We start from the raw sequence: 19,891 nt of genomic DNA, 5'->3' as shown, positions 1-19,891 counted from the left end.
ACGTCGGAACAGTCGGCTGTACGGACAACGCGCCACCCAGACGCGTCAGCTCCGTACAGACATCGGGTGGGCATCACGGCATTACGTGATGACTCTTAGCCCGCGCCTTGGCTCTACGCGAAGCGACACGGTCCGCAGCCCGAGTCTGCGGATCGGCATGCCGGTTGGCACCTGGGGGAGGCCAGGACGCACCTCCGACGCCGCAACTGGCGTCTTCCGGCTCCGTCCTCGATCGATACCGGTCAGCGCCTCCACGCGATTCGACGGCGATGTCTGCCTTGCATGCGACCGCATTGTCGGCCAGCCACACCTTCGTGCGGTCGACACCAGCCAGGTCCGCCTCAAGAGCCGCTCGGCGGGCATGATCGGCGCGAGTGAAAACTGCAAGCGGGCCAGCAGGCCACGGCGGCCGGTGACAGAACTGGCGATGTAGCGGGCGAGCGCGTCCCGTTGACGCGCGACGACCTCATCGCCCGGCTGGCTCAGTCCCTCGCCCGAGCATGCACGTCGACTTCCGGCCATTGGCGTGTCAGGTTCTGATCAAAGAATTGCCAAGTGTCGGATGCTTTCCTCCGCTCGTGATCGGGTCCCTGTGATGGCTGTATCACTGCCCGTGTGGGAGGACTTGGTGTCAGCACCAACCCGTAAGAGACGATGGCTCACGATCTGCGCCATCACCGCATCCGCCGGACTCTTCGCGATACCCGCAAGCGCCGCGCCCGGCAAGCACGACAGCAGCCCCTTCGGGGCCCGTGCGCTCGGCCAACTGGCCTCCGAGCGCGAACACTCCGTCGGCGCCGTCACCCCCAAGGTGACGGCGGAAGATCCCGACGACGGCAATGAGGCCGATGAGATCGCAGAGGGCGCGGACCAGTACGCCGAGGCGCGCACCGCACCCGGCGTCGTCGCACCCGGCGCATACGGCGCCGCCTGGCAGAGCCTGGCCAACTTGCCCAGCACAGGCGGAAACTGGCGCCATATCACGAATCTGCCGTACAACTCCGACGACCCCCGCTACCGCGACATCGACTCCAACTCCAGCGGCGGCTCGGGCAACGTCACCGGTCGGATGGCCGCCATGGCCGCGGACGACGACGGCTACGTCTATGCAGGCAGTGCGGGCGGCGGGGTGTGGCGCTCGGGGACCGGTGGCGGGCACTGGCAGCCGATCAGCGACCGGCTGCCCTCGCAATCCACCGGCGCGCTCGCGCTCGACGGGACCGGTCGGCTGTGGCTGGGCACCGGCGAGGCGAACACCAACGCGGACGCCTACCTCGGCAGCGGCGTGTACGTGCTGTCCGATCCCCACCACGGCACCTTCTCCACACGCAACAGGGTGGGCGGAGACGAGCTGGAGAGCACGACCGTGCGTCAGTTGCGGTTCGGCGGCGGCAAGGTGTGGGCGGCGACCAGCGAAGGCGTATGGAGCCACTCCACGAAGACGCTCAGCGGCTCCTGGAAGCTCGAGTACGCCCCCAACCCCGATTACCTGCCAGGCCATTCCAAGGCGACCGACGCCGATGCCGCCTACAAGAACATCACCAACGACATCGCCATCGACCCCAAGGACCCCTCGAAGGTGGTCCTTGCAGTCGGCTGGCGCAGCGGTGACGACTACAACGGCTTCTACACCAAGGTCGGGGGCCGCTGGCAGCGGATCACGAGCGGCTTCGGTGATCTGCCGACCGACGCAGACAACGTCGGCACGGTCACCTTCGCCCACTCCGCGGACGGTTCGCGCTACTACGCCATCGACGAGTCGCCCGAGCAGATGGCGTCCAACCCGGACAGCGGCCTGGAGGGCATCTACAGTGCGGGCTCGCTGTTCGGGCCCTGGACGAAGGTCGCCGACTACAAGGGGCTGGCCGCCGACGGTTCGGCGCTGACCTCCAGTGGCTATATGCCGGGCGTGCAGGCTTGGTACAACCAGTTCCTGACCGTGGACCCCAGCAACCCGCAGCACGTGTACGCGGGGCTTGAGGAGGTCTACGAGACCAAGGACGGTGGCGGCACCTGGTCGACCGTCGGTCCTTACTGGAACTTCGACTTCTCCTGCTGGAGCATCGACCCCGCCAAGCAGACGGGCGACTGCAACCCGACCACCCACTCCGACCAGCACGGCGTGGCGATCGGCCGCTACCACGGCAAGAGCTACGTGTACGTGGGCAATGACGGCGGCGCCTACCGCCGTCCGGTCGACGGCTCCCAGGACTCCTCCGGGCACGCCACCGACTGGACCTCGCTCAATGACGGCACCATCGACACCCTCCAGTACTACTCGGTGGGCATCGGCAAGGACCTGGACCACGGCGGGGTCTCGGTCACCGGTGGCCTGCAGGACAACGGGCAGTCCATCCTGCGCAGCAACGACAAGGTGATGGGATCCAACTTCGGCGGCGATGGCGGCGACACCCTCACCGATCCCGCCAATGGCTGCAACATCGCCCAGGAATACGTCTACCTGGCCCTGCAGGTGACCCAGAACTGTGCCCTCAACGACGGCTCCTGGATCACCGACCCCAGCAAGGCCACGTCGTACAACATCGCGCCGGCCGACAATGCCACCGGCGAGGCCCGCTTCATCGCCCCGATCGGGGCGGACCTGAAGAACGGTTCGACGTGGGTCGCGGGCGGCCGCCATGTGTGGGTGCAGACCCACGGCTACGCCATCCGCAGCGGCTCGGAGTGGAAGAGCGTGTACGACCTCGGCGCCGGCCGTACAGCGACCGCTGTCGCGGCTTCGGGCGGCAAGGTCTACGCGGCCTGGTGCGGCCCCTGCAATGAGGAGGGCTACGCCCGCGGGATCTCGGTCGGCAATGCTGACGGCACGGGGTGGCATGACATCTCCCTGCCCGTGGACGGGACCGTCCCCAACCGCTATCTGAGCGGCTTTGCCGTCGATCCGAGGAACGCCAACCACGTCTTCCTCGCGGTCAATGGTTTCTCCCGGCACTGGACCGAAGGCCCCGGCTCGGGCCTCGGCCACGTCTTCGAGTCCAAGGACGGCGGTACGACCTGGAAGGACATCTCGGCCAACCTTCCCGACGTACCGACCAACTCCGCGGTCGTCACGGCGAACGGCGGCATTGCCGTCGCCACCGACCTGGGCGTCGTCTACCGGGCGCCGGGCCAGACGAAGTGGAAGCGCGTCGGCTCTCTCCCGGCCGTTGCCGTGCTCCAGCTGAAGCTGAGCCCTGACGGCCAGACCCTGTACGCGGCCACGCACGGCCGCGGCATCTACACCATCAAGGTGCGGGACTGCGGCTGACACCCGCACAGCCGACAGATAGGTGGAGGGGTGATCCCGGCTCTCGGGATCACCCCTCCCTCGGGTAAGGCACCACACTGATGTCCAGCGTGAAGGCGCCGTCGGCCGCACCCGCCACGTCTGGTGCCTTCGCCAATCCGGTGATCTTGGCCTTGCCGGCACGGGTGCCCGCACAGCGCAGCGTGGCGTGGGCGGTGCCGTCTGCGTCCACCCACCATCCGGAGACAAGGACGAACACAGGCGCCGAGCTCCGTACGCCCGTCCACCGCTTGTCGTCTGCCCGGGGTTGCAGGACGAGAGATATCCCCGTCCCCGGACGCACGCACAATTGCCGTCCGCCTCTGTCACCAGGACTGACGGCGACCTTCACATGCCCGGCTGCACAGCCTGGCACTGCGCTGGAGCGCCCGCTGGTCGGCGCCGACGGGTCTCCCGCGGTTGGGCTCATAGTCTCGCTCGTGGATGGGCTTGCGGAGGTGTGCGCCGACGCTCCGGTCGGCGGCTTCGCCGAGCGGCTCCCGGACGGCCCGGCGGCTGCATCGCCATCCGATGACGAGCTGCACCCCGCAATGGCGACCATCCCAGCGACCATCCACCCCACGGCCCACCACCGCATCCCTGCACCTCCCAACCCGCTTCCACAGACCCAGCATGCCCGTTCTCGCCGCTGAGGCCGCGGGATCGGAGGGCAGGTGAAGCCCGTTGATGGCACCGACACGCCGTGCTGGGGTCACTATGTGCTGCGCCCGGGCCCGGGACGGGGCGCAGCAGGCGCTGGGTCTTGTGGGCCAAGTGGGGACTGGTGTGCAAAAACCGTCCCGGTGGTACGGGGGGAGCCACCGGGACGGCTGACGCACAGCGTAGCGCGCTCCTGCTGCTCGCCTGGTTACAGGCATGTGAAGTGGCCCCACGGAGCGGGCCCCCTTTTTGCCGCGTGGGTGGCGCCGGGACCGCATGATGGATTGCGGCCCGGCCCTTGGGCCTCGCTGCGGACTGTGGCAGCAGCCTCTGCGTCGCTTTTCCCCCTGCCTGCACGGGAGTTCCGTGAGGCGGTCGCCGGCCGGGGTGGCGCTGAGCAGGAGCTCGTGGTGAATGTGTGTTCCTTGGTGGGAGCACACCTTCAGCCGAAGGCTGTTTCCGTGTACGGCAGTTGCCGAACCGGGTGATGCCTGTTTCGGAAGCCGGGAGGGAGCCGCTCGTCGTAGGGTGAGAGGCGGCCGAAGGCGGCCATCGGCCAAGGGAGCCCTGCATGACGCGGTACCTGATCTCGTTCGATGACGGTGCGATGACCTTCTCCGAGGAGGAGTTGCCCGAGGTGGCCGAGGCCTCGCACGCGGTGGTACACAAGGCTCAGGAGGCCGGTGTGTGGGTCTTCGGCGGTGGACTGCAAAGGCAGCAGGCAAGCGTCGTGGCCACCGACGGGACCGTCTCCGACGGCCCGTACCCGGAGACCAAGGCGGTCCTCGGCGGGTTCTCGATCCTCGATGTGCCCTCACGTGAGGACGCGCTGGAGTGGGCTGCCAAGATCGCTGCCGCGTGCCGCTGTGCGCAGGAGGTCCGGGAAATCATGCCCGACCCGGCCGTCTGACCGAAGACGACCCGCTGCGACTGGGGCCTGGTGCGCAAGTGGCTTGCGACGTGCGGGATCGGCGCGCTGCGGGCCTGTGGGCGCCGCGGTTGAGCGGCAGGCGTTGTCTGACGGACGAGGCGTGGACGGCGTTCGAGGCGTTGCTGCCGGTTACAGGGTGCGGTATCGCCTGGCCCGGAACCCATCGGCAAGTCGACGGGCCGGCACCAGGTCCGGCCGGGTAGCCGCGGCGGGATGTGCCCGCAGGTCCCGGCCGACGGAGACGTACTTGGCGCGGATCGAGATCCACCCCGACCACCGAAATCTTGGCACCGGCAGCCGGCTCATCCGCAGCTTTCTGTACCAGGCTCGTCGGCAGAGCCGGCGCCTTACCTTGGACACCCTCGTCATCAACGGGCGTGCCCGGGCCCTCTACCGGTGACTGGGCCTGAACGAAGTCACTCGTCACGGCGAGAACAGCAGCAAGATCAAGGTGTCCACGGAGTTGCCTCGGCCCGGTCCGATCCACAGATCGGGCCGGGCCTCAGCTTCTGTCCTTAACACATGGCTGGTGGCGCTAGCTGGGGGGAGGCATGGGGGCTGGCCGGGATGACCGTGCCGTAGTTGTGTTTCTAGGGTGGACGCGTTCGTTGATTTGGCGACCGTACAGCGTCCTGCTGGTCGTGAAACATGTGTACGGGCTGCCGAGGACCACCGGCATGGCCGTTCGCGCTCCGTGCCGAGCGGACAGGCAACCAGTGAGGTGATGAGGGAGTCTTTTGAGCAAGGACGGCATCAGCGCCTTCGTCTTGGGTCCCTGCTGACAAAGAAGTGCTGGCCCGCCTCGATTGCCTGCATGTGGGGGCAGTCACGGCCAGCCTGATACTCCCCCAGCGAAGACTGGCAGTGCGCGACATGTCATGGCGCCGACCGCCGCCAGGCCGTCTCTGGGCGGCCTCGGCCAGCTGCCCTGCCTCCAGCCCTGTTTTGCAAACCCCCTCGGCGCTCTGCCCTCTGATTTGTCGATGTCCCTGCCACGGCCCGTGACCTTGTCTGTCTTCCTCCCAGGCGCATCGAAGCCCAGAACCCCGTAGATAGCAGTGTCTTAGAGAAAGGAATCGAAAGTGCCCGCCATCTGCACCGTCTTTGTTGGACCTCGTCCTACCGTGGTGACTGCCGCCGGTGAATTGGACATCGCCACCGCCGTCCATACTGACGCCATCTTTACCGCCGCCAGTAGTGGCACTCAACCCGCCGTCATCATAGACCTGAGGCAAGTCACCTTCCTGGACTGTGCGGGAGCACGCCCTGTGGCCACTGCCGCGCGCCGAATCCGCGAGGCCGGCGGCTCACTGACCCTACTGGCCGAGCACCCGATGGTTCTCAAAGTGCTGCACCTTCACGAACTGACTCCTGACAAAGTGTCGTCGGCCGACGGCACCGTCCCAACTCAACACCCCCCCGCATACCCGCCTGTAGTGCTCCACTGCCACCACCGCTGTCGCCTGCGGTCGGAGCGCTAGTTGACGGAGCCGCTTCTGACAGGAGTCGAAGTGGTATGTGTGCGGCTGCGGCAGCACTGCTCAAGGCCTGTGGATCGGCTTCGGGTTGGACGCGGAGGGCGTACCTTCCCGAATGATCCTGTGAGGGTCACCGAGTAGGCCCGCGTTCGCAGCGCGGGTCAGGAAGGCACGCCCGCTCAGCGTAGTGAACCCCGACGGCTCCACCGAGTCTGGCTCCCTGATCGACGAAATCGTCCGCGGGGGCGCCCGGCGGATGCTCGCCGCCGCGCTGGAGGCCGAAGTCAACCAGTACATAATTGGCTGCAGAGACGGACGAGGCCGGGCGCCGCCTGGTGGTCCGCAACGGTCGCCACCGACCCCGCACCGTGACCACCGCCGCAGGTCCCGTCGAGGTCGCGGCCCCGCGCGTGAACGACAAACGGGTGTGGACGCGGCCAATCGGAGAGCGGATGCGGTTCTCCTCGAAGATCCTGTCGCCGTGGTGCCGTAAGTCGCCTAAGGTCAGCGAGGTGCTGCCGCTGCTCTGCCTGCACGGACTGTCCTCGGGGGACTTCGTCCCCGCGCTGGAGCGGTTCCTCGGCTCGGCGGCCGGGCTGTCGCCGGCCATCGTGACGCGACTGACGAAGCAGTGGCAGGACGACCACGCCGCCTTCCAGCAGCGCGGCCTTGCCGAGTCCGACTACGTGTACGTGTGGGCGGACGGGGTGCACCCCAAGATCGGGCTCGGGCGGGCGCACTCCTGCGTCCTGGCGCTGATGGGTGTACGGCTGGACGGCACCAAGGAGCTGATCGCACGGGCGGAGGGGCTGTATGAGTCGACCGAGTCGTGGGCCGACCTGCTGCGGGGCTGCAGCCGCGGGGCATGCGCGATCCCGAGCTGGTCGTCGGTGACGGCGCGATGGGCCTGTGGAAGGCACCAGCGAAGGTGTTCCCGGGCGCCCGGCACCAGCGGTGCTGGGTCCACAAGGCACGGAATGCCACGAACGCCCTGCCGAAATTTGCACAGCCAGGCGCGACGAAAGCGATACAGGAGATCTGCCACGCCGAGGACCGCGCGCGCTGAGAAGGCGATCGAGGCGTTCGTGCAGACCTGCGGTGCCAAGTTCCCCAAGGCCGTCGCGAAGATCACCGACGACGCCGAAGAACTGCTGGCGTTCTACGACTTCCTCGCCGAGCACTGGATCCACCCGCGGACGACCAACCCCATGGAGTCGGCCTTCTCCACCGTCAAACTCCGCACCAAGGTCACCCGCGGCGCCGGCAGCCCGGCCGCAGCCCTAGCGATGGTGTTCAAGCTCGTCGAATCGGCCCAGGCCCGCTGGCGCGCGGTCACCGGAGCCCACCTCGTCGCCCTGGTCCGCACCGGCGCCAAGTCCGAGAACGGCGTCCTCGTCGAACGTCAGGTGGCAGTATGAGCCGGCCCTCGCAGACCCAGCCGGACGGCCCGGGGATGCAGCTGCAGCCCCTGACCGAGACCGGGGCGCACCAGATCGAGCACTGGTTCGACCACCCCGAGGTCCAGATGCGCCTTGGCGGCCGGTTCTGGATCCACCGTGAGCTGCGGATGATCAGCCAGCACTCCTCCACCGCCTTCCGCGGCGCGGTGGTGCTGCGCTCCCACGGGTGGATCGGCCTGGATCATGCCGGGACGCCGGTCGCGTTCATCTGCGGCGATGTCTATGACCGCTGGGTCCGCTACCACGGTGAAGGTCCCGAGGGCCCCATCCTGTCCGACGCCGACCCCCGGCTCGCCATGGGCCTGGCCTATCTGGTCGACCCCGACCGATGGCGGCACGGATACGGCCGCTCTGCCCTGCAAGCCGTCCTCACCCACCCCGACGCCGGCGATGTCCAGACGTTCTTCTGCGGCATCGACGCCGACAACCACGCCAGTCGCAACTGCGCCGAATCCGCCGGCTTCACCCTTCCCGACCTCGAACCCGACCACGAAGGGATGCTCTACTACCGCCGCACCCGACCAAGTTGACCACCGAGAACATGCTGATCCACAACTATGGACAATTACTCTATGCGCGGTACGGCAAGGACGAGATCGTGCCGGACAACGTCCTGGACGGCATGCCGAAGGCCATCGATGCGCTGCGACAGGTCGTCGATCCTTTCGACATCACGCCGGCACAGACGACCAAGACGGATCGGTACGTGAAGGCGCCGCCGGTCCTGCCCGGCATCGGTCTTGCCGCAGCCAAGCCCGGCGCCGGGAGAGCATGCCCTTCACCCCGCCTCACAGCCATGGGGCGCAAGCGATTGCGCCGGTTACGGCTCCGTCAGGGGAAGGCATGCCCGCAAGGTGCTTCCTTGCCCATCGGGACTGTGGAGGGTGAGGATGCCGCCCAGAGCTCGTATCCGGTCGGTGAGGCCAACCAGGCCCGAGCCGTGCCCCAATGCGGCGCCTCCGACACCGTCATCGTGAACGGCCAGGTACAGGACGTCGCCGCGGGCCCGCGCAGTGACGTGGGCGTAGGACGCGTGGGCGTGCTTGGCGGTGTTGGTCAGCGCCTCCGAGACGACGTAGTAGGCCGCCACCTCGATCGGCTCGGACAGCCGCCGGGGGACGTCCACGTCGAGTTCGACCGGAACCGGTGAGCGGCGAGCCAGGGCCCTGAGCGCGGGGGGCAGGCCGCCCTTGGAAAGGACCGCCGGATGAATACCGTGGGAAAGCTCGCGCAGACCGTCCAAGACCCCCACGAGCTCATCGGCAGCCCGGGCCGCCTTGGCCTTGAGCTCCGGTTGGGCCGCAGGTATGGCGCTCTGAACTGTCTTCAGTTCCAGTATGACCGCCACCAGTTGTTGCTGGGCGCCGTCATGCAGGTCATGTTCGATGCGTTGCCGGGCTCGGTCGGCGGCGGCGAGGATTCTGGAGCGTGAGGTGGACAGTTCGGCGTGGCTTTCCTGCAGTGAGTCGGCCATGCGGTTGAAGCTGCGCTCCAGCCCCCCGATCTCGCTGACCCCTGTTTCCGGCGTACGTGCGCTCAGGTCCCCGTTGGCGAGTCGGTCGGCCATGGCGGCTGTTCGGCGCACGGGATGCACGATGGCTCGAATGATGTAGCCCGAGAATGCGGTGAGGAGCAACACCGATCCGGTCAGGCCTCCGACGGATGCGGCGACTGCCCGGTCGGCGGTGGCCACGGCGCGTTCCTCGCGGGCCGTTACAAGACTCTGCCGGGTGGCCACGATGCGATAGAACTCGTCCCGGATGGGCTCCGCGCGCCAGTCGTCCCGCTCCATTGCGGTGATGCGTTGTCTCGTCGGGGGGTCATGCATTGCGGCGCTTTTCGAAGGTATGGGGTGTTCCTTGATGTAGGCGATGCCCGTTTGCCGGATCAGTTCTGCTGCGGACCGCTGTTCGGGGTTGATGCCGGCCAGGCGTGTCAGTGCGGCGGCCTGTTTGGGGAAGGCGGTCTGGGCGGCCTGCCAGCGCGTGTTGTACTGCTGCTGCCCGGTCAGTGCGTAGCCGCGCGCATCTGTCTCAAGGTTGAAGAACTGGCGCTGTACCTGGTCGACCGCCATGAGCAGTTCTTCGGACTGCTGCGCATGCTGCTCGGTGGTGCGCAGGTCTGCCACCGAGCGCAGCAGGATCGCGAAGGCCGAGCCGATGAGGAGTATCAGGAGGCTACTCACAACGATCATACGGCGCGTGAGTCCATACCTGGCGCCGGCTCTCCGGGTGCGGGAAGTGAGCTCGTGCACTGGTTCCTCCCTGTCGGTGCGACAGGTGATGCGGGCTTGTGACGAGGGTGCTCGCCCGACGAGGCTCAAGGACAATGGTAGGCATGACGCCAGTAAGCTCGACGTCCGGCGCTGGGGCTGGGCCGAGCGACAGCGGACCGGCCATGGCGCACCTGCGGATCGTCCTCGCCGAGGACGATGTCCTGCTTCGCGAAGGACTGGCCAGCCTGCTGGAGCGTGCGGGCTGCACGGTTCTGGGGCAGGCCGGCGATGCCGTCCAGCTGCTCGACATGGTGCGGAGCGCCACGCCGGATCTGGTCGTACTGGATATCCGGATGCCGCCCGGACAGGCCACCGAAGGGCTGGACGCAGCTCGCACCATCCGGCAGGAGTTCCCTGACATGGGCATTTTGGTCCTGTCGGCGTATGCCGAGGTGGAGTGCGTGTTGGAACTGCTGGACAGTGGCCACGGCATTGGGTACCTGCTGAAGAGCCGCGTAAATGACGTGCAGGAGTTCCTGGAGGCGCTGCAGCAGATCGCCAGGGGCGGTGCGGTGGTCGATCCCGCACTGGTGCGGGAGCTGGTGTCCGCCCGTCACAAGGAGGAGCCTTTGGCGGTGCTCAGTGTGCGGGAACGCGAGGTGCTGGAGCTCATGGCCGAGGGCCGTTCCAATGCCGGCATCGCCCGTCGACTGTGGGTCTCCGAAGGAACGGTGGAAAAGCATGTGCGCAATATCCTGGCGAAACTGAACCTGCCGGCGACTGACGACGATCACCGTCGTGTCCGGGCGGTCATCACGTTTCTGGAGTCCCGATGACCGAGCCGCCCTGGTGATCCTCGTCGTCCTCGGCGAGCAGGGCACGGATGGCGTCGCCCGACAAATGAACTTTCGCTATGAAGCCCGCAACGGTGCTCTCCTCGATCAAGTCGGCATACTCGTCCTCGGCGTGGTTGGAGACCAAAATGACCCACGGAGGGGATGGGCCGGTCTCGCACTGCAGCCGACGGGCCACGTCCAGGCCGCTTTCGGCCCCCAGATCGATGTCCACCAGCGCCACCTCCGGCTTGAGGTGCTCAGCCTGCCGCAACGCCTGCGCGCTGTCGGATGCCACTGCCACCACTGCAATGCCCTGGCCCTCAAGCAGACAGCGGGCAGCCTCGAGGAAGCACGGGCTGTCATCGACAATCATGCAGCGGATCATGCGACCAGCCTCTCAAGGGGATGTGCCCGCCAGCATTCCCGCTAGCTGTACTCCACGTGTCGCCGCTTCCGCCCACTGAGGCTGCCTTCGTATGGGAGAACGCCTACTGCAGCTTTACGCTGCCCATATCCTCGAGGCGGATCCGCGGCCCCTTGTTCTGTTCGTCACCACTGCTGCCCCGCCCGTCATGGTCTGCGCCCAGAATTACCTTCTTCGCAGCCCCGGGCTCGGGACTCCGGCCTTCTGGCCCCGCAATGGTTTCGGCCCGGCGGAAGGCAGGGGTCAGCAGGCGGTGTCACCTGGCCGGAGGCACCGTTGGACCGGCGAAACGGGCAGGACCGGGGCAGCTTGCAGCACGGATATAAACGCCGCGGACGCTGCGGAAGCAGCGTGTCCCCCAGGTGATCCGACACGATGCAGCGGACTCTGCGCACCGAGGGATCAAGGCTCAAATGGCGCCACCGGGCCGGGCATCAGCAGCGAACGTGTCAGCCACTTGTCGGCGCCTTGTTTTCGGATTCTTTACGCGTGACGACTTGACCAGGCCCTCCCCCCGTCGCATATTGGAGTCCGCATAGCGGAAACAATCTCTCGCGATACGGCAAGAAAGCGCCAAGGATTCGGTAAGAGCGACAGATCCGCTTTATTGAATCCCAACAGGCTGGATGACCTCCGCCACAGCGCCCTGCCCCTCAGGAGCAGAGAGCGCGCTCCCGCTTCACCCCTCGCAGGACCACCCATGAAATTCCTTGCCAGCGGTGTCTCAGCGCCGGTGCCCGACGGCCGCGAGGTCCGTCCGCCACAGCAACGGACAAGGCGCTTTCGGCCTGGCTTCCCAGGCGGCAGTCGGGCACCGGTCGACGGCACCCGGGCGCAGGTGGCGCTCCCCATCCTGCTGATCGCGGTGATCACCCTTGTGGCATCCGTCGCCCCCCTGGCCATTCACCTCTCGCCACTCCTCGTGGCGGCCCCCACCTGCACCGCGGCAATCGCACGGACCCGACTCACGGTCGCCATGGCCCTGGCCGCCAGTGCGGCAGTGGTCATCGTCGACTGGCACGACGATCTGGTGCACACGGCTCTGCTGCCCATACACATCGGCGCTGTGCTGGCAGTCTCCGGTTTTGCCATCGCTGCTCGCGCTCTGCACGATCGCGATCTGAGAGAACTCACACAGGTGCGAGCCGTGTCCGAGGCGGCCCAGCGGGTTCTGCTGCGGCCCCTCCCCCGCACGTTGGGCTCTTTGCGTATCGCGTCGATGTACCGGGCGGCCACCGCGCACGCTCTGGTGGGCGGCGACTTGTACGCCGCCGCCCGCACCGGCTGCACGAACCGCATCCTCATAGGCGACGTCCGCGGCAAGGGTCTGCCGGCCATCGAGGACGCCTCCGCACTCCTTGGTGCCTTCCGCGAAGCCGTCCATGAGCACGAAAAGCTTCCGGAGTTGGCGGCCGCTCTGGAGCGCAGCGTCCGCAGGCACCTGGCCGAGATGGCCGAGAGGGATCCCGACAGTGCCGAGCGCTTCATCACCGCTGCGCTGGTCGAACTTCCCGATGGGGAAGAGACGGTCAGGGTCGTCAACTGCGGGCATCCCCCGCCTCTGCTGAAGCAACACGGTCAAACGACCCTCCTGTGCGGCAGTCGGCCCGCTCCACCACTTGGCCTGGCCGGAAGCACGGCGGACGCATTCCCCCTCGACACCTTCGCGTTTGGTCCCGGCGACACGTTGCTGCTGTACACCGACGGGCTCGTTGAGGCCCGCGACGCCACCGGGAGTTTCTATCCCTTCCTTGAACGCGCTGCCACGTGGGCCTGGCGATGCCCGCACACCCTCCTGCGGCACATCAGCCAGGACCTCAAAAGCTATGCAGGTGGGCACCTGAACGACGACCTCGCCATGGTGGCCGTCCACCGCCCCGCCGAGTCACCCCACGCCTCGGAGGCTCTCGCATGCCCTACGCCAGAGGCCACCGCCTGATTGCGGAAACGGCTGACACCCGACAACCTCCCACACTGCAGCCTTCCGTGTCCGCTTCGACGACCCGTGGAAGACAACAGCCCCACCCCGTGCGCGTGCATGCCGGTCCTGCCCGCTCCGCCGGCCCGGGTGACATACATGCAACGCAGATACAGCTGCCGTCCCCCGAAGAGCCGGCGGCGCCCCGGGCGGACGGACACGCTGCACCACACGCCAACCACAAAGGGACAGTGACCAGGATGAGCACTGTACGACGCCTGCCGTGGCAACCGGTCTCATTGCTAGGCCTCTACCTGGGAGCGACCTGCGTGGTACAACTGCGCGCCTCTGCAGGCGGATTGGTCCGCTGGTCCGACTACTCGGTACTGGCGCCCCTCGTGGCCGCCGCCCTGTTTTCCGTAAGACGCACTCTCACCATCGGGGTTGCGACGCTGGCGGCCAGCGTGGCCGTCTACGGCTTCGCCATCCGCGGGGTGTCGGAAGGCGGCCGCACGGTCGTGATCGCCTCGGCCATGTTGTCCTTCGGCCTGAGCATCGTCATCTGCCGGGCCCGCCTGCGCCTGCAGGCCTACCCCCCTGTGGAAGGGGCCGGACAGCGCATCGACAGCGCACCACTCGGCTCGGAGGTGAAGCAGAGGCCCGGCAAGCCCTCCCGCGACACGCCTGCGCCGTTGGTGACCTACATGCCACCGGATCTGCTCCCGCAGCCTGCGGCGGTGGAACATGCCGCTTGGTGCACGGCTGCCGACAACACAACAAGGCCTGAGGCCCACTGGCTCGATGTCATACCCCTGCCGGCCGCCCGCGTTGCGCTCGTTGCGGGATCCATCCCCGACGGCGGGGATGCCGGGCCCGCCATCGCCGCCGAACTTCGCGCCGCAGTGCGCGCACTGGCTGACATGGACCTACAGCCGGAGGAACTGCTCACCCACCTGGAGCATGTTCTGGCCCGGCTACGGCCCACCACCGGGAGCCGGCACGCTGACGTGTCCGAGCTCGCCGCGATGTGCCTGTACGCGGTCTACGACCCTGTCTCCGCCCGCTGCACCCTCGCCAGCGCCGGGTATCCCGCGCCGACTGTCGTCCTGCCCGAGGGTGTGGTCACTACGGTCGAGGTTTCTACCAGCCCGCCGCTCGGGCAGATGCAACCGCACGCAGAGACCACCGAGCTCGATCTCGCGGAGGGCAGTGTCCTCCTGCTGCACGGATACACCACGGCAACACCCGACCCGCCGGCCGGGACCGATCAGGCTGTGCTGGTCAAGGCGGGCCTCGGATCCCAGTCCTGCCTGAACACGATCTGCCGGTCCGCCCTCAATGTCCTGCTGTCCGAAAGGCGTTACGCCCACGCCGGTGTACTGGCCGCCCGCACGCGCATGTTCGGCAGCAGCAATGTCGCCGGCTGGGACCTCGCAGCCAACCTTGCCGCCGTCTCCCAGGCCCGCAAGCACGTCTCGCAGACGCTGGCCGAGTGGGGCCTTGAGGACGCCGCACCCACCACGGAACTCATCGCCAGCGAGCTCGTCACCAACGCGCTGCGCCATGCCTGTCCACCGGTCCGGTTGAGTCTGATCCTCCACGGCACAGGATTGACCTGCGAAGTCACCGACGGCAGCAGCGTCTCCCCGCATCTGAAGCGAGCCCGTACCTTCGACGAAAGCGGTCGGGGTCTGTTCATCGTTGCTCAGCTCACCCGGCGCTGGGGCACACGTTACAATGGCCACGGCAAGATCATCTGGGCGGAAGAGCAACTTCAACCATCAGAGGACGCCCATACCGACGGTCACACCATGGCGGCACACTCGGGCTTCTAGCCACGTGCCACAGCCTCCCGCGGTACTCGGTACCGATCACCCACCAACTGGCGGTATCCCAAACGGCCTTACGGCTGCGTGCTGCCAGGCCTCCCCGTTGTTCGCCCCGTATGAAGTGGCCATGTTTCCCCCGCCTTTCCTCCCACCGTCACCGATCGGGTCGACTTCGACCGCACGAGTCCACGTGGGTCTTTGCCCGGCGGGCGGCCTGACCGTCCTCGGCACCGCACCACACAAGGCCGACAGGGCTTGAGGATGGAACCTCTGCAGGAGCTGCGGACGCTGATCCTCGAACACGTCGGGGACGACGGCCGCAGGGCCACAATCGCGGACGGCGTGAGCGTGGCGGTCGTGGACGAGCCGACGCCTCCGGTCGTCGCCGCCATGCCCGGCCCGACCCTGGCGATCGTCGCTCAGGGCACCATGCGCACCGTGCTCAACGGCGAACCGTACGAGTACGGCGCCGGCAAGTACGTGATCGCCTCACATGACTGGCCATCGACCAGCCAGGTCGTCCGGGCAGATCCCGACACCCCTCTCGCGATCTTCATCATGGGCCTCCGACCGCAGGCCATCGCATCGCTTCTGCTGGAGACCACCGACACGCCCGCATCCCCCGCCCACCGCGAACTGGCCATCAGCGACGCAACACCGAAGCTGCTCGATCCTGTCGTGCGACTGCTACGGGCCGCCCGCTGCCCGGACGAGATGCGGGTCCTCGGCCCGTCATACCAGCGGGAGATCCTGTGGCGGCTGCTCACCGGGGACCAAGGCGCGCTCGCACGGCAGATCGGCCGGGCCGACAACGGCCTCGCGCACATCAGCAGGGCCATCGGCTGGATCCGTGAGCACTACCACGAGCCGCTCAGCGTCGCCGCTCTCGCTCGGCTCTGCGGTATGAGCCCTTCCTCCTTCCACCGGCACTTCCGCGCCGCAACGTCCGCGACACCACTGCAGTTTCAAAAGACCATCCGTCTGCAGACCGCCAGAACGCTTCTGTGGACCCGTTCGGGAAGCGTCGCAGACATCGCTCACCGCGTCGGCTACGAAAGCACGTCCCAGTTCAACCGTGAATACCGGAAAAAGTTCGGAACCTCTCCGGGGCGCGACACCCCGGGACATCGTTTCCCTGGGCAGGCTTGAGGAGGCCCAATACCAGCGTCCGGGGCGGATCCTCGTCCTGCGGTCCACTCGGTGCGGCACGCCCACGTTCCACCAGGCACCACTGACACGCCTTCGCCGGTCTCGAGGTACCCGGGCGGCTGCGAGGCGCCGCCCGTGACAGAGCGCGGACAAGAGTAGAGACCGATCCGCCGAGCGATGCTGCACCGGCGAGCGGTACCGGGCGTAACCCTCTCCCGGGAAGCGGGAAGACCAAAAGTCGGCAGTATCGTGCACACCGGGAGCAGGATCGTTCTCACCGACCCGCGAGACAGCCTGATGCAATGGGCCCCAAGGGGGCAGTTGGTCCTGGGCTCTGAAGAACCCGGCATCAGTGTCGATGATCCACCGGCATGAGCAGACTTCTTCCCCAAGAAAGACCGGAAAGCGGTCGCTCACACCTGAACCGTCGGCACAGCGGCCCGGTCGGGGAATGCGACAACCACCTCTCCTCCGGAGGTGGTTCTTGGCGTGCCCGGTGAGGTAGCCCTATGAATCCGAGGAATGGCAGTGACTTCGACCGTCGACGCACCCATGGCTGATGTCCGGGACATGTACATGGCCCATGCCGCATTGCGCCGCGAATTTCGGCTGCTTCCTCAGCTGATCCGGGACGTCGCCCCAGGCGACACCGCACGCGCCGAAATCGTAGGCGCCCATGCGGAACTCGTGTGCCGCATCCTGCACACACACCACGAAGGTGAGGACCTCCTGCTGTGGCCCAAGCTCCTCCAACGAGGAGGCGAGGAGGCCGCGTCCATCGTGCCCATGATGGAAGAACAGCATCACGCCATCGACAAGGCACATGCCGAGGCAACCGGGCTCCTGCCCGCCTGGCGCTCCACCGCGCGGGGCGGCGAGGAACTCGCCGGTGTCTTCGAGGTGCTGCTGGCTGTCCTCCTGGCACACATGACGACCGAAGAGAAGTGGATCCTGCCGCTGGCCGAGAAACACGTCACCGCCGCGGAATGGAAAGAGCTCGGCGAGCACGGCATGGCCGCAACCCCCAAAAGAGACCTGCCGCTGGCTTTCGGCATGGCCATGTATGAGGGTGACCCTGCGGTCATCAAGGCGGTACTTGCCCACGCACCGCTACCCGTCCGCCTGCTGGTACCGGTCATCGGGCGCCGCCGCTACGCCACCCACGCACGGCGGGTCCATGGCACGACCAGGCCGGCGCGCATGGGCACCCTCAACTGAAGACATCGCGGGGAGCACCGCAGATACCCCGGCGTCGTCTGCGTGCAGTCTGGGTGTGCCTGCAGCCGCCGACACGGATGCAGGCACACCCACGCCGGGTGCCGTGGCGTGGACGACCAGCTGTCCCTTTCTCATCACCGAGTCGAGTTCTCCTCAACCCACGCCGGCAGTCGGCCGAGCGTTCAAACGCAGGGCCGTAGCGTCTCGTCCTCGCGAAATCTGCGCCATGCCCCTCGAGTCACACGGTGTGGCTCAGAGCGCATTGATCGCTGATGGCGCTCGCTCCACCCGGGACAAGGCGCGCAGCAATGCTGCTTGACCGTGCCGACGGACGGCCAGATGCGTCAACAGGGTGAGTACGGGTTCGAACGCGGCTCCGGGGATCTCGGGGGTGGTGATTCCCACGCTCACGGCAAGGTCGTCCATGTGCACGGCGAGTTCCATCATCTTTGTCACGAGGAAGTCGTTGAGGGTCAATGCCCACCCTCCCCAGGGGATGAACACTGCCCCGTCACCCGGCATCGCCGGGAGTTCGGCCTGCAGCTCGGCGAGAGCAGCGCGAGCTTGCTCCAGCAGCGGCTGCACGCCCTCGGAGGCGATCTGCTCCCCTCTCGCCCGGATGCCCGTGTTGAGTTCGCCGTCGAGCGGCTCATCAACCCACGCGGCACGTGCGTAGTGCTCCAGTAGGGGGATCGGTGCCTCCGCGGACGCCGGCGCCTGGAGCACGGGACTGACAGAGAAAATCTGGTACATGAGGTGGCCGGCTAGACCACCGACCGTCATCTCCGCCAACGCGCTGGGCTTCTCCCATGACGCAGCAACTTCAGGTTCCCCCAGCAAGGTGACCGCCTGAGCCGCCATGCCCAGGTACGCGCCTTGGAGATTCATCTGTCCCCCGAATCAACTGCCGTGGAATGACGGGCTTTACGCAAGCGGCCAAGATAGCCCACAGGCGAGAAGTCCATCACAGGAACCCACATGGAGGCTCTCATCCGGGAGGTGGTGGTCTCAACAAAGGCGGGCATTGCCGGTCAACTGGCGAGGGGCCACCACCTCCATGACGGCGTCGGTGGCGGTCTGCGGATACGCAATTACCCGCTGATTGTGCGCGGCTCCAGCTTCCTGCACAGGCCCCAGACGCGATACTCCCGGACGGAGCCTGTCAGCCGAGGGCGTATGCCGTGTGCGGGCGGCAGTGCATGCGTGCCGGCCCCCTGCCGTCGCGGGCACGTCGATCGCCTGGGTCTGCGGGGTGCCGCTGTTCTGACTACGGCCTCGGCAGCCCCGCCTCACATGGGACGATTGCGACGTTCAACGGGGTTGTACCGGCTGGGGCGGCGTGGACAGGGCCCCGCGCGTTGCATGATCACCCCGGCCATGCACACTGCTGGCGAATGCAGTAGCCGGGGAAAGGGAGCCGGGTGGGACTTCGCAGTTGGTGGTGCCGTCGCAAGGCGAACGCTCAGATTGAGCAGATCGTCGATGCAGTGAATGCCGGGCGTGCTCTGATGGCCGACGCAACCGCGTTTGAAGCATCCGGAACCGGTCAGAAGATCGCCGGCGTCGTAGAGGTCTGTGACGACCACCTTCACTTCAAATCTGACTCGGATCTCAAGGTCAGGGCCGCCGGCTGGCACATCTCCCGTTCCGAAATCGCCGAGGTGCGCGACGGTGACGAACCGCGCGAGGTAATGATCACCTTCCGCACGCCAGGCCGCTTCCGCGCCATCGCGGTAACACCGGTGATGCATGCCGACAAGTGGCGCTCTCTCGCCACCGGCTGAGTCGGGACGGGTCAGTACCCGTCGGCTTACGTCGCATGGATCGCCGGTCAACCATCCCCGCGAGGAGGATCCCGGTAGGCGTCTGGCCGCAAGTGGTGACAGGCGTGCGCCGTCGCCGACGGCCCCCGCCCTGCCCCGGGCAGGCGCAGGTCTGCACACGCGCTCGGCGGGTCAGGCAGCTGCGCTCCGGGCAAGGCCAGGGGCGCCAACGGAACATGTCGGTGGGCGGGTCCGGGCTTACGCGGCGAGCCTGGTGTCCTCTTGGATGGAGCCCTCGCGGTCGGCGCTCAAGCGGTGCAGCAATGCATCCGCTGCCAGCAGAGCCTGCTCGGCGTTGCGGGTCCCCGTCATCACGCACAGCGTGTAGGTGGCGTCCTCCAGAGCCCGGCCGGTGTCGCCGGTGGGCCGTACGTCGTGCTCGATGCGCGCATCAGCGAATCTCGCCAGTGCAGCGCGCAGTTCCTTCTCCACCGGAAGGATCATGGTGGCTCCTCTCCCAAAAAGCACAGCTCGCGTGGCGGGCGAAGGCCACCGCGCGGCACAGACCGCGTACAGGGCCCAACGCCACTCCTCCACTGCGAGCGTCGTCGAGCAGATCTCAGGTGCCCCGCGTTGAAAGGCCTATGCCTGCAGACGTGGTGAGCGGTGCGTGGAGCGCAGTCTGACGCCCCACAACCACGCAGACGGACGGCAGCCGCCGCAC

The 19,891-nt window shown here is 67.2% G+C and carries 16 protein-coding genes and 1 pseudogene; 12 read left to right on the top strand and 5 right to left on the bottom strand.

All coding sequences use genetic code 11. The features are described from left to right. The first annotated feature begins 628 nt into the window (after positions 1–628). Complete coding sequence (locus ADL25_RS40110; protein ID WP_059132863.1) at positions 629–3,268, top strand: WD40/YVTN/BNR-like repeat-containing protein; 2,640 nt, start codon at positions 629–631, stop codon at positions 3,266–3,268. Between the two features lie 49 nt (positions 3,269–3,317). Here ADL25_RS40110 and ADL25_RS51240 read toward each other — a convergent pair whose 3' ends face one another. Next, a complete protein-coding gene (locus tag ADL25_RS51240; protein ID WP_234381247.1) occupies positions 3,318–3,506 on the bottom strand; it encodes an acetyl-CoA synthetase in 189 nt (62 codons plus the stop codon). Positions 3,507–4,517: 1,011 nt separating this feature from the next. Between ADL25_RS51240 and ADL25_RS40100 the strand changes: the two genes are divergently transcribed. From ADL25_RS40100 to ADL25_RS40090, 5 genes and pseudogenes are all read left to right on the top strand, one after another. Beyond that, entirely contained in the window at positions 4,518–4,856 is a 339-nt protein-coding gene (locus ADL25_RS40100; RefSeq protein ID WP_059132861.1) for a YciI family protein, read from the top strand. Then, positions 4,753–5,277 (top strand): GNAT family N-acetyltransferase, encoded by a 525-nt coding sequence (locus ADL25_RS52485; RefSeq protein ID WP_079050919.1) that lies wholly within the window; start codon positions 4,753–4,755, stop codon positions 5,275–5,277. Before ADL25_RS40100 ends, ADL25_RS52485 begins: the two co-directional genes overlap by 104 nt. Before the next feature lie 682 nt (positions 5,278–5,959). Further along, entirely contained in the window at positions 5,960–6,358 is a 399-nt protein-coding gene (locus tag ADL25_RS52480) for an STAS domain-containing protein (protein ID WP_079050918.1), read from the top strand. A gap of 184 nt (positions 6,359–6,542) precedes the next feature. Then, a pseudogene (locus tag ADL25_RS40095) lies at positions 6,543–7,773 on the top strand (IS256 family transposase). Further along, entirely contained in the window at positions 7,770–8,345 is a 576-nt protein-coding gene (locus tag ADL25_RS40090) for a GNAT family N-acetyltransferase (RefSeq protein WP_234381246.1), read from the top strand. The pseudogene ADL25_RS40095 and the gene ADL25_RS40090 overlap by 4 nt, the downstream one beginning before the upstream one ends. Before the next feature lie 290 nt (positions 8,346–8,635). Here the strand turns inward: ADL25_RS40090 and ADL25_RS40085 are convergent, their stop codons facing one another. Continuing rightward, entirely contained in the window at positions 8,636–10,009 is a 1,374-nt protein-coding gene (locus ADL25_RS40085; protein WP_059132860.1) for a sensor histidine kinase, read from the bottom strand. Positions 10,010–10,212: 203 nt separating this feature from the next. Here ADL25_RS40085 and ADL25_RS40080 point away from each other — a divergent pair, with 203 nt between their 5' ends. Further along, positions 10,213–10,866, top strand: coding sequence for a response regulator (locus ADL25_RS40080; RefSeq protein WP_059132859.1), 654 nt, complete (start codon positions 10,213–10,215; stop codon positions 10,864–10,866). On the opposite strand, the gene ADL25_RS40075 is transcribed toward ADL25_RS40080, so the two are convergent. Beyond that, complete coding sequence (locus ADL25_RS40075) at positions 10,844–11,239, bottom strand: response regulator transcription factor (protein WP_234381245.1); 396 nt, start codon at positions 11,237–11,239, stop codon at positions 10,844–10,846. The two genes, ADL25_RS40080 and ADL25_RS40075, sit on opposite strands and share 23 nt — an antisense overlap. Positions 11,240–12,128: 889 nt before the next feature. Between ADL25_RS40075 and ADL25_RS40070 the strand changes: the two genes are divergently transcribed. The 4 genes from ADL25_RS40070 to ADL25_RS40055 all read left to right on the top strand — a co-directional run bounded on the left by ADL25_RS40070 (position 12,129) and on the right by ADL25_RS40055 (position 17,404). Further along, entirely contained in the window at positions 12,129–13,229 is a 1,101-nt protein-coding gene (locus ADL25_RS40070; RefSeq protein ID WP_234381244.1) for a PP2C family protein-serine/threonine phosphatase, read from the top strand. 239 nt (positions 13,230–13,468) lie between these two features. Next, positions 13,469–15,043, top strand: coding sequence for an ATP-binding SpoIIE family protein phosphatase (locus ADL25_RS40065; protein ID WP_079050917.1), 1,575 nt, complete (start codon positions 13,469–13,471; stop codon positions 15,041–15,043). 255 nt (positions 15,044–15,298) lie between these two features. Continuing rightward, positions 15,299–16,186: an AraC family transcriptional regulator gene (locus tag ADL25_RS40060; RefSeq protein ID WP_059132856.1), complete on the top strand. Its 888-nt coding sequence runs from the start codon at positions 15,299–15,301 to the stop codon at positions 16,184–16,186. Positions 16,187–16,714: 528 nt separating this feature from the next. Next, positions 16,715–17,404 carry a hemerythrin domain-containing protein gene (locus tag ADL25_RS40055; protein ID WP_234381243.1) on the top strand — a complete coding sequence of 230 codons (690 nt, stop codon included), beginning with the start codon at positions 16,715–16,717 and terminating at the stop codon, positions 17,402–17,404. Positions 17,405–17,656: 252 nt separating this feature from the next. Here the strand turns inward: ADL25_RS40055 and ADL25_RS40050 are convergent, their stop codons facing one another. Then, positions 17,657–18,292 carry a maleylpyruvate isomerase N-terminal domain-containing protein gene (locus tag ADL25_RS40050; protein WP_059132855.1) on the bottom strand — a complete coding sequence of 212 codons (636 nt, stop codon included), beginning with the start codon at positions 18,290–18,292 and terminating at the stop codon, positions 17,657–17,659. Positions 18,293–18,825: 533 nt separating this feature from the next. Between ADL25_RS40050 and ADL25_RS40045 the strand changes: the two genes are divergently transcribed. Beyond that, positions 18,826–19,188, top strand: a complete 363-nt coding sequence (locus ADL25_RS40045) for a hypothetical protein (RefSeq protein ID WP_147318100.1) — start codon at positions 18,826–18,828, stop codon at positions 19,186–19,188. 237 nt (positions 19,189–19,425) lie between these two features. Here ADL25_RS40045 and ADL25_RS40040 read toward each other — a convergent pair whose 3' ends face one another. Then, on the bottom strand, positions 19,426–19,671 hold the full coding sequence (locus ADL25_RS40040) for a DUF5133 domain-containing protein (RefSeq protein ID WP_059132853.1): 246 nt from the start codon (positions 19,669–19,671) through the stop codon (positions 19,426–19,428). Positions 19,672–19,891: the final 220 nt, after the last annotated feature.

Origin of the sequence: Streptomyces sp. NRRL F-5122 (genome assembly GCF_001507435.1) — a bacterium.
In the GTDB taxonomy this organism is placed as follows: Bacteria; Actinomycetota; Actinomycetes; order Streptomycetales; family Streptomycetaceae; genus Streptomyces; species Streptomyces lannensis.
Note: the sequence above shows the minus strand (reverse complement) of the source record. Positions and strands in the feature narration are given on the sequence as shown.

Bases quoted from the DNA above. Each gene is read 5' to 3' on its own strand.
- ADL25_RS40050 (WP_059132855.1), bottom strand. From the start codon at position 18,292: ATGAATCTCCAAGGCGCGTACCTGGGCATGGCGGCTCAGGCGGTCACC.
- ADL25_RS52485 (WP_079050919.1), top strand. From the start codon at position 4,753: ATGTGCCCTCACGTGAGGACGCGCTGGAGTGGGCTGCCAAGATCGCTG.
- ADL25_RS40075 (WP_234381245.1), bottom strand. From the start codon at position 11,239: ATGATTGTCGATGACAGCCCGTGCTTCCTCGAGGCTGCCCGCTGTCTG.
- ADL25_RS40065 (WP_079050917.1), top strand. From the start codon at position 13,469: ATGAGCACTGTACGACGCCTGCCGTGGCAACCGGTCTCATTGCTAGGC.
- ADL25_RS40040 (WP_059132853.1), bottom strand. From the start codon at position 19,671: ATGATCCTTCCGGTGGAGAAGGAACTGCGCGCTGCACTGGCGAGATTC.
- ADL25_RS40100 (WP_059132861.1), top strand. From the start codon at position 4,518: ATGACGCGGTACCTGATCTCGTTCGATGACGGTGCGATGACCTTCTCC.
- ADL25_RS40090 (WP_234381246.1), top strand. From the start codon at position 7,770: ATGAGCCGGCCCTCGCAGACCCAGCCGGACGGCCCGGGGATGCAGCTG.
- ADL25_RS40060 (WP_059132856.1), top strand. From the start codon at position 15,299: ATGGAACCTCTGCAGGAGCTGCGGACGCTGATCCTCGAACACGTCGGG.
- ADL25_RS40080 (WP_059132859.1), top strand. From the start codon at position 10,213: ATGGCGCACCTGCGGATCGTCCTCGCCGAGGACGATGTCCTGCTTCGC.
- ADL25_RS40085 (WP_059132860.1), bottom strand. From the start codon at position 10,009: ATGATCGTTGTGAGTAGCCTCCTGATACTCCTCATCGGCTCGGCCTTC.